Origin of the sequence: Methylomonas sp. EFPC1 (genome assembly GCF_016925515.1) — a bacterium.
GTDB classification, from domain to species: domain Bacteria; phylum Pseudomonadota; class Gammaproteobacteria; order Methylococcales; family Methylomonadaceae; genus Methylomonas; species Methylomonas defluvii.
In genome coordinates this window covers 2,066,383-2,082,764 of record NZ_CP070494.1, presented here as the reverse complement: position 1 = coordinate 2,082,764, position 16,382 = coordinate 2,066,383, and the positions used below count along the sequence as shown (strand labels likewise).

At 50.0% G+C, this 16,382-nt stretch carries 17 protein-coding genes and 1 tRNA gene; 6 read left to right on the top strand and 12 right to left on the bottom strand.

Going from position 1 to position 16,382, the window contains the following annotated elements; genetic code table 11:
• Positions 1-38 precede the first annotated feature (38 nt).
• The 11 genes from JWZ98_RS09580 to hemF all read right to left on the bottom strand — a co-directional run bounded on the left by JWZ98_RS09580 (position 39) and on the right by hemF (position 9,726).
• Positions 39-392 carry a MerR family transcriptional regulator gene (locus JWZ98_RS09580; protein WP_020481982.1) on the bottom strand — a complete coding sequence of 118 codons (354 nt, stop codon included), beginning with the start codon at positions 390-392 and terminating at the stop codon, positions 39-41.
• Positions 376-675 (bottom strand): integration host factor subunit alpha, encoded by a 300-nt coding sequence (ihfA, locus tag JWZ98_RS09575; RefSeq protein WP_197027036.1) that lies wholly within the window; start codon positions 673-675, stop codon positions 376-378. The genes JWZ98_RS09580 and ihfA overlap by 17 nt, the downstream gene beginning before the upstream one ends.
• Positions 675-3,050 carry a phenylalanine--tRNA ligase subunit beta gene (gene pheT / locus JWZ98_RS09570; protein ID WP_205454110.1) on the bottom strand — a complete coding sequence of 792 codons (2,376 nt, stop codon included), beginning with the start codon at positions 3,048-3,050 and terminating at the stop codon, positions 675-677. The genes ihfA and pheT overlap by 1 nt, the downstream gene beginning before the upstream one ends.
• Positions 3,051-3,065: 15 nt before the next feature.
• A complete protein-coding gene (gene pheS / locus JWZ98_RS09565; protein ID WP_205454109.1) occupies positions 3,066-4,085 on the bottom strand; it encodes a phenylalanine--tRNA ligase subunit alpha in 1,020 nt (339 codons plus the stop codon).
• A 140-nt stretch (positions 4,086-4,225) separates the two neighbouring features.
• Positions 4,226-4,588: a 50S ribosomal protein L20 gene (rplT, locus tag JWZ98_RS09560; protein ID WP_020481986.1), complete on the bottom strand. Its 363-nt coding sequence runs from the start codon at positions 4,586-4,588 to the stop codon at positions 4,226-4,228.
• 29 nt (positions 4,589-4,617) lie between these two features.
• On the bottom strand, positions 4,618-4,815 hold the full coding sequence (rpmI, locus tag JWZ98_RS09555; protein ID WP_033158016.1) for a 50S ribosomal protein L35: 198 nt from the start codon (positions 4,813-4,815) through the stop codon (positions 4,618-4,620).
• Between the two features lie 159 nt (positions 4,816-4,974).
• Positions 4,975-5,499 (bottom strand): translation initiation factor IF-3, encoded by a 525-nt coding sequence (gene infC / locus JWZ98_RS09550; protein WP_081607885.1) that lies wholly within the window; start codon positions 5,497-5,499, stop codon positions 4,975-4,977.
• Positions 5,500-5,521: 22 nt separating this feature from the next.
• Complete coding sequence (thrS, locus tag JWZ98_RS09545; protein ID WP_205454108.1) at positions 5,522-7,429, bottom strand: threonine--tRNA ligase; 1,908 nt, start codon at positions 7,427-7,429, stop codon at positions 5,522-5,524.
• A gap of 48 nt (positions 7,430-7,477) precedes the next feature.
• Positions 7,478-7,554 (bottom strand) — tRNA-Val (locus JWZ98_RS09540).
• Between the two features lie 74 nt (positions 7,555-7,628).
• Positions 7,629-8,576 (bottom strand): hypothetical protein, encoded by a 948-nt coding sequence (locus JWZ98_RS09535; RefSeq protein ID WP_205454107.1) that lies wholly within the window; start codon positions 8,574-8,576, stop codon positions 7,629-7,631.
• Positions 8,577-8,811: 235 nt separating this feature from the next.
• A complete protein-coding gene (gene hemF / locus JWZ98_RS09530; protein ID WP_205454106.1) occupies positions 8,812-9,726 on the bottom strand; it encodes an oxygen-dependent coproporphyrinogen oxidase in 915 nt (304 codons plus the stop codon).
• A 266-nt stretch (positions 9,727-9,992) separates the two neighbouring features.
• Here hemF and JWZ98_RS09525 point away from each other — a divergent pair, with 266 nt between their 5' ends.
• The 6 genes from JWZ98_RS09525 to JWZ98_RS09500 all read left to right on the top strand — a co-directional run bounded on the left by JWZ98_RS09525 (position 9,993) and on the right by JWZ98_RS09500 (position 15,235).
• The gene (locus tag JWZ98_RS09525) at positions 9,993-10,460 is read left to right on the top strand and encodes a ProQ/FinO family protein (protein ID WP_033158021.1); all 468 of its coding nucleotides are present in this window, start codon (positions 9,993-9,995) and stop codon (positions 10,458-10,460) included.
• Positions 10,461-10,967: 507 nt separating this feature from the next.
• The gene (locus JWZ98_RS09520) at positions 10,968-11,714 is read left to right on the top strand and encodes a DUF5765 domain-containing protein (protein WP_205454105.1); all 747 of its coding nucleotides are present in this window, start codon (positions 10,968-10,970) and stop codon (positions 11,712-11,714) included.
• 133 nt (positions 11,715-11,847) lie between these two features.
• Positions 11,848-12,591 (top strand): TorF family putative porin, encoded by a 744-nt coding sequence (locus tag JWZ98_RS09515; protein WP_205454104.1) that lies wholly within the window; start codon positions 11,848-11,850, stop codon positions 12,589-12,591.
• Between the two features lie 123 nt (positions 12,592-12,714).
• Entirely contained in the window at positions 12,715-13,275 is a 561-nt protein-coding gene (locus JWZ98_RS09510) for a sigma-70 family RNA polymerase sigma factor (RefSeq protein WP_205454103.1), read from the top strand.
• Between the two features lie 4 nt (positions 13,276-13,279).
• Positions 13,280-13,987, top strand: coding sequence for a zf-HC2 domain-containing protein (locus JWZ98_RS09505; RefSeq protein WP_205454102.1), 708 nt, complete (start codon positions 13,280-13,282; stop codon positions 13,985-13,987).
• A gap of 6 nt (positions 13,988-13,993) precedes the next feature.
• Positions 13,994-15,235: a S8 family serine peptidase gene (locus tag JWZ98_RS09500; protein WP_205454101.1), complete on the top strand. Its 1,242-nt coding sequence runs from the start codon at positions 13,994-13,996 to the stop codon at positions 15,233-15,235.
• Here the strand turns inward: JWZ98_RS09500 and JWZ98_RS09495 are convergent.
• Positions 15,232-16,374 (bottom strand): glycosyltransferase, encoded by a 1,143-nt coding sequence (locus tag JWZ98_RS09495; RefSeq protein WP_205454100.1) that lies wholly within the window; start codon positions 16,372-16,374, stop codon positions 15,232-15,234. The two genes, JWZ98_RS09500 and JWZ98_RS09495, sit on opposite strands and share 4 nt — an antisense overlap.
• Positions 16,375-16,382: the final 8 nt, after the last annotated feature.

Genomic DNA, 16,382 nt, shown 5'->3' with positions numbered 1-16,382 from the left:
CAGCAAGCCGGACATAATAGCATATTATTTGGGAAACGCTATTTCAGCAGCTCCAAAATATCTTCCAACTCGCCAATCATCTGATGAATAAGTTGTTTGGTGCGTAAACTGTCTTCCTTGGCGCTACCGCTCGCCAGATGAGCACGCGCACCACCTATTGTGTAACCTTGCTCGTATAACAAAGCGCGAATTTGTCGAATCAACAACACGTCATGGCGCTGATAATAACGGCGATTTCCTCGGCGTTTTACCGGACTAAGCTCGGTGAACTCTTGTTCCCAATAGCGCAATACATGGGGCTTTACCGCGCAGAGGTCGCTAACTTCGCCAATCGTAAAATACCGCTTGGCCGGAATAACCGGTAATTCGTTATTATTACTGGGTTCCAGCATACGCTTCTACTCGAGCTTTCAATTTTTGCCCTGTTCTAAAAGTGACCACACGCCGCGGAGTGATGGGAATTTCTTCACCTGTTTTGGGATTTCTACCCGGCCGACCACTTTTGTCGCGCAATTCAAACTTACCAAACCCGGAAATCTTCACTTGCTCGCCGCTTTCCAGACTTTTTTTAATTTCGTCAAAAAACAACTCTACGATTTCTTTGGCTTCTCGCTTGTTTAAACCGAGGTCTTCAAACAACTTCTCTGCAATATCTGCTTTGGTTAATGCCACAATCACTCCCTCAATTTTGCATTCAGTTTAGCCGCTAAAGTGTCCAGCACTTTGCGAAATATAGCATCAATTTCTGTGTCGGTAAGCGTTTGCGTAAAATCCTGCAAGAGTAAAGCTAACGCGACACTCTTATAACCTTCGGCAACGCCCGGTCCGCGATAAACGTCGAAGATCGATATTTCGCGTATCGCTGTCTCACGACATTCTTCAATAACCCTGATAATTGCAGCAGCCGATACAGCCTCTTCCACCAATAAAGCCAGGTCACGGCGCACAGAAGGGTATTTGGATAACGTACTAAATTTAGGCACATTGCGCTCCAAGACCGCATCCTGTTCGAGTTCAAACAAGAATACCGGACTATCGAAACCCAATTGCTTTTCGAGCGTTGGGTGCAACATGCCCAATAAACCTATCACTTCGCCATGTTGGTTTTTGATTTGCGCGGTTTGACCGGGATGTAAAGCCGGATGTTGGTAGGCAACGAAATCATTACAAACTCCTGCTAAACCGAACAAAGCTTCAATATCAGCTTTCACATCGAAGAAATCCAGCTTTCTGGCTTTTTCGCCCCACTGTTCGGGATTAACGGTACCCAAGACCAAACCGGATAACATTTTTCGCTGTTGAATTCGCCCATCTTGATAGAAAAACCGCAAGCCGGCTTCGAATAAGCGCACTCGATTCTGTTGGCGGTTGATATTATACAAAGCCGCATTCAACAAACCGCACCACAGCGTAGTGCGCATCACGGCGAGTTCTGAGGATATAGGGTTTTGAATCCGGATAAATTCTTCGCCCGGGGCGACGGCATTTTGCATTGCCTCATCGACAAAGCTGTAGGTAATCGCTTCCTGATAACCGCGATCTACCAAGCAATCCTGCAATCTCGCCAATGGCAACAGCGCCTCGGGCGCTTTACCAAGCTCAGAGCGCATCAACAAACTGCTGCTAGGCAGATTGTTATATCCATAGATTCTGCCGATTTCTTCCAGCAAATCTTCTTCGATGGCAATATCGAAACGAAAGCCCGGCGGGGTAATTTCCCAGCCGTTCTCGACTACTTGAACCTGCATACCCAAGCCTTCGAACAGCGTATGCACTTCATCGTCGCCAAATTGAATGCCCAACACCTTTGTAATACGTTGGCTACGCAGTTTTACCGGCATTCTGGCGGGCAGTTCCGCAGTGGAGATTACCTCTTGAACCGGTCCAGGACTACCGCCGGCTATTTGTAGAATCAATTGCGTGGTGCGTTCGATCGCCCGGCGTTGCAAGTTAAAATCCACGCCTCTTTCGAAACGGTGCGAGGAATCGGTATGCAAACCAAATTGGCGCGCCTTACCAGCGACATCGATGGGCGTAAAAAACGCACATTCCAGGAATATATCGCGGGTTTCGCCAAATACGGCGCTATCCTTACCTCCCATAACGCCGGCCAAGGCCAAGGCTTGGCGTTGATCGGCTATGACCAGTGCCTCGCCGTCCAACTCTATGGTTTGGTCATTCAATAAAGCCAAGGACTCGCCGGCCCGGCTACGTCTAACCACGATAGGCGCACTCAGTTTATCGGCATCGAAAGCATGCAGCGGTTGGCCCAATTCGATCAACACATAGTTGGTAACATCAACAACCGGGCTTAAACTTCTAATACCGCAACGGCGCAGACGCTCCTGCATCCACAGTGGCGTCACTGCGGCGGAATTGATATTTTTGATCAAACGCCCCAGATAAACCGGGCAAGCTTCCGTGGCTTCGACTTTAACGTCCAGGGTTTCAGTGTGCTGCGGTTCGACAGTATTAAACGTAGTAGCCTGAAACGGCAGATTGTTCAAAACCGCCACTTCCCTGGCGACGCCTTCGACGCTCAGGCAATCTGCGCGATTTGGCGTTAAGCCCAATTCGATCACATTATCGTTCAGCGCCAAATAGTCGCGAATATCGATACCGACCGGCGCGTCAGCGGGCAACTCCATCAAGCCTTCGGAACTAACCGCCAAACCCAATTCCTTTTCCGAACACAGCATGCCGAACGACAATTCGCCACGCAGCTTGGATTCCTTTATTTTGAAATCGCCGGGCAATATCGCACCGATCAATGCTGCCGGAATTTTCAACCCGGGCCTGACATTACTGGCACCGCAAACGATTTGCAGGGGCTCAGCTTGGCCGACGTTGACCTGACAAACTCTAAGTTTATCGGCGTTTGGATGTTGAATAGTGGAAAGTACCTCACCCACCACCACACCGGAAAATTCGGCTGCAACAGGCGTCACGGAGTCAACTTCCAGACCGGCCATGGTCAGTTGCGCGACTAATTCGGCGGTGGCGACAGGCGGATTGACCAGTTCTCTTAACCAAGCTTCACTGACTTGCATGATGACTATCCACCGTTAATTAAACTGTTGTAAAAATTTCAGATCGTTTTCGAAAAACATCCGCAAGTCGTTGATGCCATATTTCATCATCGCTAGACGTTCGACTCCGGTTCCGAAGGCGAAGCCGGAATAAACTTGGTTATCGATACCGACCGATTTGAATACTTCCGGGTGAATCATGCCGCAACCGCCTACTTCCAGCCAGCCGGTTTGTTTGCAGACGCGGCAACCTTTGCCGTCGCACATTACGCAGGACACATCAAATTCGGCGGAAGGTTCTGTGAATGGAAAATAAGAAGGGCGAAAGCGCACGTTGACTTCTTTTTCGAAGAAGGCGCGCAGAAATTCAAAAATCACACCCTTCAGGTCACCGAAACTAACGTCAGTATCGACCAAGAAGCCTTCGACCTGATGAAACATGGGCGAGTGGGTCATATCCGAATCACAACGGTACACCCGGCCCGGCGCAATAATTTTCAAGGGCGGCTTTTCGGATTCCATCACCCGAATCTGTACCGGCGAAGTGTGAGTTCTCAATACGGTATGCGCATCGAAATAGAAGGTATCGTGCATCGCCCGCGCGGGATGATGCTCGGGAATATTCAAGGCGCCGAAGTTATGGTAATCGTCTTCGATTTCCGGGCCTTCGACGATATTAAAGCCGGCCTCGGCAAAAATTTTGGCAATCCGCCGCAAGGTGATCGTGACAGGATGCAATCCGGATACGGTTTGACCCCGCCCCGGCAGGGTAACGTCGATACATTCGCTAGCCAGACGCGCCGCCAATTCGGCATTTTCCAAAGTCGATTTCCGAGCCTCTAACGCCTCTTGAAAAGTATTTTTGGCATCGTTGATAACTTGACCGGCACTGCGCCGCTGTTCGGGATCCAGACTACCCAGCTCTTTCATATGCTGAGTAAATAAGCCTTTTTTGCCTAGATAATTGACTCTGACCTGATCCAGTTGGCTAAGGTCTTGTGCATGTGCAAGCTCTTGTAATGCCTGCGTAACAATATCTTCGATACTAGCCGACACGACTCAGCTCACTTTTGTCTGCAATTGAGGGAAATTCCAAAACGATAGGTTTCCGCCAACGAGATTTGGCGGAAAACTCCCCGTAAAAAACGGGGAGTCGAGCAATTAAACCGCTCTTTCAAAGCGGCTTAATGTTTTCCTTACGGTTTGCTTTGGTTTGCTATAGCCACTTTTGCAATCGCGCCGAAAGCGTCGATGTCGCGTACAGCCAAGTCGGCCAATACTTTGCGATCAATCGCAACATTGGCTTTATTCAGACCGTTGATCAAACGGCTATAGGAGATACCGTACAAACGTGCGGCAGCGTTGATACGCACGATCCACAAGGCGCGGAATTGGCGTTTTTTCTGTTTACGGTCGCGATAAGCATATTGACCGGCCTTGATGACCGCCTGCTTGGCGACGCGGTAAACCCGGCTACGGGCACCGTAGTAACCTTTTGCCAGTTTTAAAATCTTTTTGTGTCTTGCTCTAGCGGTGACGCCGCGTTTAACTCTAGCCATGTTCTACTCTCTTCAAGATCAATGATAAATCAACTGTACGGCAGCATACGCGCAACCAATGGCGTATCCGACGGATGAAGAATGGCTGTTTTACGCAGTTGTCTTTTACGTTTGGTGGTTTTTTTAGTCAAAATATGACGTTTATGCGATTGTTTGCATTTAAAACCGCCGCTTCCAACTTTCTTGAAGCGCTTGCCGGCACCACTATGGCTTTTCATTTTTGGCATTTGTTTTCTCCAATGATTAAAAGTAAAGTCCCTGAGATAAAACCCAGTGAGGCAAAATGCTTGGCCCCATTGAATTTCCGGACACAAAAGCATCCTTCAACCGATTCGTTCCTGAATCGCCTTGCCGTTTTAAAAAACGGCTAAAACCGTGTGATTGAGTTATTTCTTTTTCTTCGGGCCCATCACCATGACCATTTGCCGGCCTTCCAATTTCGGAAATTGCTCGACTATGGCCATTTCTTCCAGATCGGTTTCGATACGTTTCAACAAGTCCATGCCCAACTCACGATGAGTTAACTCACGGCCTTTAAAACGCACGGTGATCTTGGTTTTGTCGCCTTCGTTTAGAAATTTGATCAGGCTGCGCAGCTTGACCTGGTAATCGCCTTCTTCGGTACCGGGCCTAAACTTGATTTCCTTGATCTGGATTTGTTTTTGCTTTTTCTTGGCGGCTTGCAGTTTTTTGTTTAACTCAAACTGGTATTTGCCGAAGTCCATGACTTTGCAAACCGGCGGATCGGCATTGGGCGATATTTCGACCAGATCCATATTTGCATCGTAGGCGAGCTGTAACGCTTCGTTTATTGAAACAACCCCGACTTGTTCACCTTCAGCGCCTACTACCCGAACCCGCCTGGCGGTAATTTCGGTATTTAAGCGCGTTGCATCTTTTTTAGAGCTGATACCCTAATCCTCCAAGTTGTTATTATTTTCGATCCGCAATCTGGTTCCTCAAGCGTTCGCCAAGTTCGCCAATTGACAGACTTCCTAGATCCTCGCCCTGTTGTGTGCGTACACTAACAGTCCGAGTTTCTAATTCCTTGTCGCCGATAATCAAAAGATACGGCACTCGCTGCATGGAATGCTCGCGGATTTTAAAGCCTATCTTCTCGTTTCTCAAGTCAATTTTGACTCTAAGACCTTGTTTTTCAAGTTCTCGCCGCACCTGCTCCGCATAATCGGCATGGCGGTCGGTGATATTCATCACCATCACCTGCACTGGCGCCAACCATAGCGGAAAAGTTCCGGCATATTGCTCGATCAAAATTCCGATGAAACGCTCCAAGGAGCCCAGTATTGCCCGATGCAACATTACCGGCACATGCCTGGCGCTATCTTCGCCTATATACGAGGCATCCAGCCTTTCCGGCATCGAGAAATCGACTTGTATAGTACCGCATTGCCAGACCCGACCTATACAATCTTTCAAGGAAAACTCTATTTTAGGACCGTAGAAAGCACCTTCGCCCGGCTGCAATTGCCAATCCAGGCCTTTATTGTTCAAGGCCAATTCCAGCGCGCTTTCCGCCTTATCCCAGACCGCATCGTCGCCGACTCGATTTTCCGGACGAGTTGACAGTTTGATAATCACTTCCTCGAAACCGAAATCCTTGTATACCTCAAACAACAGATCGATAAACGTGGAAACTTCGGATTGAATCTGATCTTCGGTACAGAAGATATGCGCATCGTCCTGCACAAAATTCCGGACCCGCATCAAGCCATGCAGAGTGCCGGATGGCTCGTTGCGGTGGCAGGAACCGAATTCAGCCAGGCGCACCGGCAAATCCCGGTAGCTTTTAATACCTTGATTGTAAATCTGAATATGGCAAGGACAGTTCATCGGCTTCACCGCATAATCGCGGCTTTCCGAATGCGTGGTAAACATCATCGCACTGAATTTATCCCAGTGACCGGATTTTTCCCACAGCGTGCGATCGACGATTTGCGGGGTTTTGACTTCGCCATAGCCGTTCACGCGCAATTTCTCGCGCACGTATTGCTCGATCTGCTGATATATGGTCCAACCCTTGTCGTGCCAGAACACCATGCCCGGCGCTTCTTCCTGGGTATGAAACAAATCCAGGGCCTTACCGATTTTACGATGATCGCGCTTTTCAGCTTCCTCCAGACGATGCAGATAAGCGGCTAATTCCTTAGCATCGCCCCAGGCAGTACCATAAATGCGTTGCAGCATTTCGTTCTTGGAATCGCCGCGCCAATAGGCGCCGGCAATTTTCATCAATTTAAACGCTTTTAATTTGCCGGTGCTGGGCACATGCGGACCGCGGCACAAGTCGGTAAAGTCGCCTTGTTGGTATAAAGACAAGTCTTCATTGGCAGGAATCGAAGCGATAATTTCAGCTTTGTATTTCTCACCTAAACATTCAAAAAACTTTACGGCTGCATCGCGCGACAACAGCGAACGGCTAATGGCAATATCTTGCGCAACCAGTTCCGCCATTTTCTTCTCAATAGCTGCCAGATCATCGGGCGTAAAGGAGCGCTCGAAGGCAAAGTCGTAATAGAAACCGTTTTCTATCACTGGACCGATGGTTACCTGCGCTGAGGGGAATAATTGTTTGACAGCCTGAGCCAGCAAATGCGCTGTGGAGTGGCGAATCACATCAACACCCTCCTCGTCCTTGGCAGTGACGATTTGCAAACTCGCATCGGAATCGATCAACGTGCTGGCATCTACCAATTTGCCATTTACTTTACCTGCCAACGTCGCTTTAGCCAGACCGGTACCAATAGACAGGGCCACATCCATTACAGATACCGCTTGGTCGAATTGACGCTGAGAGCCGTCGGGCAAAGTGATTACAGGCATTTTCGATTCCACAATAAAAAAAGCACCGTCATGCGGTGCTTTATGTTTTGGTAGGCGCGAGTGGACTCGAACCACCGACCCCCACCATGTCAAGGTGGTGCTCTAACCAACTGAGCTACGCGCCTAAAGTCTATCGTTCGAGCCGCGCATTATAACGATCTAAACTACTTATGCAAGCTTTTTCTATAGCAACAACGGTTCAAGCTGTAGCAGTTAAGATAGAACCCTTAGCACCAGAGGCCGGAGTGTTACTCTCGCGATTACCTGACAACTTGTTTAGAAACTCCAACAAAGTCGGTTTTTTACCATTCGCCGGAGTTCCCAACACATTCACTAGATCGTTAAAACTATCTTGCAATTCTTTATATTTGCCACTAGTTTCACCGGCAACATCACCCAAAGCCGCGATCAAATTTTGTAAATTATCGGTGAATTTACCATAGCCATTTCGACCCACCGCTTTGTCGCCATGCCGACCGTCATCGTCGGAGCCGTGACGACGATCAACACTGTATTTCAAAGCCTGACGCAAATCGTGCAAGAAGCTGTGCAACGCTTGGTGTACATCGGCTACAGTTGCGCGCGGCGCGGCAGTAGTTGTGGTGGTTGCAGATGCGGTGGTCGTCGTTGCTTGCGTACCCGTATTATTCGTTACGCTAGTTGACGGTGTCGCGGCCGTTGTTTGTCCGGTTTGAGTCGTACTCGTTGTTGCAGGCGTCGATGTAGTCGCGGCCGATGCGACCTGCCTTGGCGGCGTTTGAGCGGCACTTGCATCGCCTTGCGCCGCTGTAGCGGGTTGCTGCACACCGCTTTGTTTCAATACCTGCCTTAAATCCTGCAAAAAGGTCTGCAACAATTGCCCAAGGTTGGATGAATTATTTTGACTGCCGCCAGCATTGCTCTCAGTGGCGTCATCGGCGGCAGAATCACTATTACCGCCAGGAATATTCAATCCAAGACTTTGCAATGTTTGTATGACATTGCGCATGAACGCCCCACCACTATGATGATGCCCATGCTTCTCCCCTCTCCCGCTTACCGCCGGACGCTCTTGATCGTCATCGTTGTGCGTACTTTTGGTGCTGGATATGCTGATGGTGGTTTGCGATACATACAATGATGTTGTCAATGAATTGATCGTAGTCATTAGATTCACCTTGACGCTGCATAAAAACAAATGGCGGATAGCCAAAGACAGGACAGATTCAAATCACTTCCTATATTTTGGCGATTACAACCATGCCGTTTCTTTTAGCGGCAGAAATTTTGTGAACTTTAGCTAACTATCCAAAAAAAAGACCCCACACGCTTGACTGAAAACAAAACCTTGCAAACAAATCTTGCTAAGACATTCCGAAGCACTGTTACTAACCAATTTCCGCCTAAATTCCCAGCCAGTTTTGTGGGCGTAAAAATGTGTCGTATAACCGGGCTTCCGGACTACCTGATTCAGGCTGCCAATTGTATTGCCAGTGCGCGACCGGAGGCATGGACATCAAAATCGATTCGGTCCGCCCGCCAGATTGCAGCCCGAATAGAGTCCCCCTGTCGTACACCAAATTAAACTCGACATAACGCCCACGCCGATACAATTGAAAATTACGCTCCCGCTCGCCATAGACTGTGTCTTTACGTTTTTGCACAATAGGCAAATAGGCATCCAGGTAATGGTCACCTACGCTCTGCATAAATGCAAAAGCTTGAGCAAAATCAGGCTCGTTCAAATCGTCGAAAAACAACCCGCCGACACCACGAGTTTCGTTGCGGTGCTTTAAAAAGAAATAGTCGTCGCACCATTTTTTATAGCGCGGATAAACATCCTCACCAAACCGTAGACAAGCCTGACGCGCCACTTGATGCCAATGCAACACGTCTTCTTGGAAAGGATAAAACGGCGTCAAATCGAAACCACCACCAAACCACCAAATAGCCGGTTCACCGTCTTTTTTGGCGATAAAAAACCGCACATTGGCGTGTGAGGTCGGCACATAAGGATTGCGAGGATGCATCACCAGGGACACGCCCATCGCTTCAAATTGCCGATTGGCTAGCTCCGGCCGTTTGGCGGTTGCCGACGGCGGCAAATGACTGCCAAACACGTGCGAAAAATTAACCCCGCCTTGTTCAAATACCTCGCCATTCGCCAACACCCGCGAACGCCCGCCACCACCTTCGGCGCGTTCCCAGGCATCTTCAACGAAGCGTGCGGTGGGTTCTTCCGCCTCTAAACCAGTGCAAATTCGATCTTGCAACTTCAGCAAATACGTTTTAACTGCGGATATATCGTTCTCAATCATGATAAAGCACTGTCCCGTCGATAGTAATTTTACTCAGCAACCGCTATGCGGCAGCCCACTGAGCGCAAATTACCACAATAAGCATTCCGCAAACACTTAAGTCGGTTCTCAGGAAAATCCCGGCAGCGCCCGATAAAGTGCGGAACGCTATGTTATTTATCTAAGAAATTGTTAGCCGAGCGCACCAAAATTCGATTGCACTATTGGCTTGATGTTTCCCGATGTACAATCTGCTTTTTATTCCTTGATAAAAGTGTGGATACATTATGGGATTTGAAGAACTAGCAGCGCTTAGAGATGAACTTGCCAAGCAAGCAGCTGCCAATAAACCGGTAAAACGAGAAAAAAAGATAGCGGAGAAATCGCCTATCAAAAAGACCGGCAAAGCTGACGCGCTAGTCGCCATTATCGGCTTGCTGCAAAAGAATTTTCCCTTGGCGTTTCCCAAAAAACCCGCTGCCAAACTGCCCTTAAAAATAGGCATCCACAAAGACATCCTGGCCCATGCCGATCAACTCGGTGCAGATAAAAACCAACTCCGCACCGCACTGAAGGCCTGGTGTTGGGGACATCGATACTGGGATTGCCTGACAGAAGATGCCGTCAGAGTGGATTTGCAAGGAATGCCGGCCGGCCAAGTAACAAAAGCAGATGCCGAACAGGCAAGCAAATTAAAAGCGCAACGGCGGAAACAGCCAGAAGCCGTCGAAGCATTACCTACAGGGTCAGCATAAGTTTTTCTCATAAAGAGATTGCACACACCAGGATAGCGCGACTTCAAACTGTTGATTTTCCAAGACTTTAAAGCACGTATAACCACCGAAACAAGTTATTTCCAAAGCCTGCTTGCCGATGCGACAGCCCGTCCCAATCCAAAACTCAGCACCAATCGATACGCGCTTAGCACCCAAAGTTAACTCGGGTGCTTACCGACCTTGTCAGTTCCCGGAAAATTTTTGTCATAAACCCTCAATAAGCCATTAGAATGCGCAAATATTCTGCAAAAATATTGTGGAATCACAACGTATCGACTGCAACATTTGCGTCGTTTTCTTCGCGCGATCACGCCTTAGGTTAATCCCCCCAAGGCAACCTCTTCACGACCAAGCCCAAAAAGCAAAAGTCGGCAACACAGAGCCTTAAAGCCCCTCGGCATCTGCCAGGCGTTACTCTTATACCCTTTTCAAACTCCGACACTGGATCGCAGTTTACCCGATCCTAGATTATTCCCAGGGGGAATTATGTGTTGGAGTGGCGAGGCATCGGCCGCGCTTGCCTTCACCGGCTTTGCGAGCACTGCTTTTTTTTATCGGCGCGGCGAATCCCAGGTCTTATGCCTGGCACTGGCCTACTTTTCCCTGATGGAATTACTACAGGCCTATACCTATTCGGTGATAGACCAATGCCTAAATCCGAACAACCAGATTGCTACGTTTTTGGGATATATGCACATTGCGTTTCAACCGTTTTTTGTCAACGCAGTCAGCATGCATTTCATCCCGGAACCGTCACGAAAACGCATCGCGCCGTTTGTCTATATCTTGTGCTTTGCAGCGGCCACTGTTTTCATGATGCGAATTTATCCATTCCAATGGAGCAGTTTTTGTTTTGACCACTACTATCAATTTCTACCGGGCACTCATCTCAAATTCTTAATGCCCTTTTGCGGCACGGAGATTTGCTCCACATCCGGACAATGGCATATTGCCTGGGCCATACCGGCCAGCGGCAGCATTCAGATGGCTAACAGTTACGTATACGCCGCCTTTCTGATGCCCTTGCTTTACGGCTCATGGAAACTCGTGTTGTATCATTTCACGACCGGCCCGCTGTTGGCCTATTTGACAACCAACGATATGAACGAATGGGCTGCCGTATGGTGTCTATATTCGATAGGGCTGCTGCTATTGTTAATTAAAACACCCATCCGTCAATATCTATATGTAACCAACTGGTACGGTTGCCGGTATCCGCAGTTTTTTAAATAAGTTGATCAATTCACCACACATCCCTCAAGTTTGTTGAAGGTTCAAGCCGACTAGGAAATAATGCACAAAAGGGTAGTTCTATACTGACAGCCAATCACTGACAATGCCCGCATAAATCTCAAACTACCCAGCCATGGACTCAGATAAAATCTTCCGCAAAGGCGTGTTTGCAATCTCCATAGGAATTTTCGGCGTATCCTCGGTTTTAACTTGCGCTCAAGCGGAATGGCATGGCGAACTGACGTTTCTCAGCGATTACTTATACAGGGGCTATTCCAAGAATCGCGGCAACCCGCTGGCTCAGGCGCATATCGATTACCAAGACGCTATGGGCTGGTTCGGCGGCGTAGGCGTTTCACAAATCAGCTTCGACGACCGTCGCTATAAAAACCATGCCGATGTCGAAATCAAACCCTATCTGGGTTGGAGCTTGCCGTTAAATCGCGACTGGCGTACTGAATTCTCGGTAACCGGCTATCTGTTCGACGGCAAGATTTTTGGAAAATATGCCGATTACGCCGAATTTTACGCATCCCTACACTATCAGGACTGGCTCAGCGGCACCGTGTCCGTTGCGCCTAACGCCTATCGCCGCGACGCCACTGTGCTGAATTACGAACTCAAATATCGCCGCGACATTCTCGACAACCTGCAATTTTCAACGGGATTGGGCTACTACCAAGCCAACAAACTATTGGATGAGGATTATTTTTATTGGAATGCAGGGGTCTCCTGGTTCATCACGCACAATCTGGCACTAGACTTACGCTACGCTGACGTTCATCTGGACAATCATCACGCAGATGCCCATCACCACGAGTTTTATCCGCGCTTACAGGACAACAAGTTTTTAATCTCCGTGACCGCCGGATTTTAAATAAATTTCCCGCCTTTGAACCTTCCGGCTTCGCGGCGGAATACACTCGCACACCACGCTAAAATCACCGGAACCCAGGTTTGAGCCATGCTGCGTTTAGTCCCTAACTTACATCGACCACCCATGCCCGAACAGCCCCAAATCGGCCCGGACGAATACGCCCTGCTGCAACGTATCGGCGAAGGCGATACCGCCGCATTCGAAGCCTTCTACAAAAATTACTATCCAAGGTTGTTTCGTTTCATCTTGCGCATGACGCGCCAACCCGAAGCGGTGGAGGAATTGATACAGGAGACCTTGCTGGTGGTTTGGGAAAAACCGCACGGCTTCAATCATGAAAGCAAAATTTCCACCTGGGTATTCGGCATCGCCTATCACAAAACCTTGAAAGCCATGGCCAAAAGCGCCCGGCGCGACAAGGATGTCGATATCGACTTCTTGATAGAAACTATCGGCGATCCAAGCGCAAATCCAGCGAATAATTGGGAAAACCAAGATTGCTTAAACTATGCCTTAGCCACTTTACCGCCGGACCAACGCGCCGTCATCGAATTAACCTTTTACCACGGCTTGTCTTATCAGGATGTCGCCAGAATCCTGGATTGCCCGGAAAATACCGTCAAAACCCGTATGTTTCATGCCCGCAGGAAACTGCAGGTTTTTGCCGACGCACAGGAGAAATAAGGCCATGAACTCACCGACTTCCTCACTCAGCAAATCCCATTCGGACATCGTGTTGTTACTGCCCTGGTATGTCAATCAAAGCCTGACAGTTAACGAACGCCAACAGGTAGACCAACATTTAAAAAGCTGCCTAGTCTGCAGACGCGAACTGCTAACTTTGCAAAAACTTGCGGCAGCCGTGCAACAAGCAGCCGATCTGGACATAGCCGCTGAAGCCTCTTTTGCCGGCCTGCGTGCCAAAATGCAAACAGCCAGTCAACTCCCGCGCAGCAAACAGACCGACATCCCAAGCGAACAACTGGGTGGCGGCAATGTAAAACCCTTCAGCGCGGGCATGGGCTTTTGGCGAATCGCCAGCAATACCGGAAAAGGCCTGGCTATTGCCGCATCCTTGTTATTGGTTACACTACCGGCTGCCGTGCAGTACCTGCACCCCGCCAATACCACCGATTATCACACGCTGTCAGCGGCCAAACCGGACGCCGGTGCGACCGGTCAGATACGTGTGGTATTTGCAAAGAATCTGATGGAAAAAGACATAGACGCCGCGCTTAGCCAAATTGGCGGAGTACGGGTAGATGGACCGAACAGCGTCGGTGCTTACACGGTTAAATTCGCCACCGGCAAGCCGGATACTGACATGGCCGGCGCCTTGGCGTTGCTGCGCAGCCGACAGGATGTCATGCTAGCCGAACCGATTTTACAACCGTAATCGATCATGAAATTAGTGCGCTTAAATCTGTTTATTTGCTTGATCTGGCTGCTTAGCGCCTGCGCGAGTACCAGCGATTTATCGCGACTAGGCGACAGCACAACTGCCGAAGAGCGGCGTCTGCTGGTCACCTTTACCGACCGCAGCATTGACCGCGCGTTGCCGGCCAACAGCTTGGACGGTTATCGTTTGCGCGGCCAATACGGCAATTCCGGCTGGAGCGAACACATTGCCCGGGAACTGGCCGAGCGACATCATTTGCAGTTTGTCGCCCAATGGCCTGTAACCACATTGGGCGTCAGCTGCGTGGTGTACGAGGTACCGGACACCCTGCCCGTGCAACAGGCGATAGCAGAGTTACAACAAGACAGCGAGGTGTCGTCCGTCCAACAAATGCATAGTTTTCAGGTATTGGGTAAGCAAGCTGCTCCGGCTCAAACATATAGCGACCCGTATCTGCATTTACAAACCGGTTTTAACGCGTTGCGGATAGCAGATCTGCATCGCACCACCACCGGCCAAGGCGTGCGTATTGCCGTCATTGACACCGGCGTGGATACCGAACACCCGGACTTACGGGGCCGAATCAAGTACTCGGAAAACACCGCCCCGGAACCCAGCGATCACAATTTAGCCGATATTCACGGCACGGCGGTAGCCGGCGTATTATCCGCCCATCCCAACAACGGCATAGGTATTGCCGGCATAGCCCCCGAGGCGGAAATCTTGGCATTTCGGGCTTGCTGGCCGGAGAAACCCAATGCCTTGGCGGCGCATTGCAACAGTTTTACCTTGGCATTGGCCTTGAATCAGGCCGTCAGAATGAATAGCCATATCATCAATCTGAGCCTGAGCGGACCCGAAGATCCGTTAGTGCGGCAGTTAATCGAGAAAGCATTGACCAAGGGCGTTATTGTGGTCGCGGCAGTCCCTAGCCAGGCCCAAAGCGGAGGCTTCCCGGCCAACATCGCCGGTGTGATAGCCGTTGGCCAGGAAAACAACGGCAACAATCAACACATCGCCGCGCCTGGTAAAGACATTCTGACCACCGTGCCGCACCAAGCTTACGACTTTATGAACGGCAGTTCCTTCGCCACGCCGCACGTGGCCGGCATGGCCGCTTTGCTGTTGCAATTGCATCCGAACTGGAAAACGGCGGACATCAAACGCCGGCTGGGGAACGACGCATCGACCGCCAATTTGCTGGATTCGAGCACCGCCCTCGCCTCTCCGGAACGCACGCACTAGTCTTTACAAAATCCACAGTCAAGAATCGCCCTTATTCGCCGACCAATCTCTGCCGCGCCGTTAATCGCTATGGCCTGTCGCGGATAAGTTTGGTTTATCGTCTCCATTATCTTGATGCTTAGCCGCTCGGGCGCCAGATCCATTTCCGTCAACGGCCGCACAAAACCCTTAGCGGCCAGCTTTTCAATCCGCAAACCTTGCTCGCTGTTGCCGGCATAAGGATAGGCCAGTGCCGGTGTGCGGGTGCTGATCACGTCCATCAAAGTGTTGTCGCCACCCAGGCTAATCGACAACGCGGCGGACTGTAAATTTTCCTGAAAATCATGCAGGAAAGTGACGACTCGGACATTGGGGCTGCTGACCAAAGCCTGCAGTTCAGCGATTTCGGTTGCCGAAACTCGGGAGCTGGTAATCACTAAAAATTGATATTCCGGCAGCAACGGCGCGGTCCGGATCGTGGCGCGCAACAGTGATTTACCGATTTCGCCGCCGCCCTGGCTGACCAATATCCGGTTTTGCCGTATCGGCCAGCTTGCTGGGGGCGGCGGACTGACGTAACCCACGTAAACCAAACGCTCGACAATGTCAGCGGTCAAGCTAAAGGTTTCCTCGAAGCGGACAATGTTCGGATCGCCGCGCACGAACACGGTATGGATATGCTCCCGCACCAGTTTGACCATGCGCCTTTCGGCGTCCAGCGGCGCCGGCACCAATATTTCCCGGACAAAACAAAAAATCGGAATCGCCCCGCAACGCTGTCTGACCGTGGCAAACAAACCCAGAATTTCTTTTTTCAAACGCCGCCGGCCGAACGGAAAAAACTCCACAATCACCGCATCGTAAGGCCAACTTACAAACTGCTCGATAGCGGCCGCCCGTTCGGCCCAGATACTTTCGATAGGCGCATCACTATCCGGCGCATACAGCTCGTCACAGGCGCTATCGATCAAAATGGTCGGCAAACGCAGATGTCTGAATCCCGGCAATTCCGGCATCTGCTGTAGGCCTTGGCCGCCGTGGATCAAGTCCACATCGGCGTAAGCCGATAACTCGCGGATTACCAGAAGGCTGCTGGTCAAATGTCCCAGGCCAACCAGGCTTTGGCAATAAAACAGAATTTTGCGGCGCTTTGCAGGCATGGCAAACA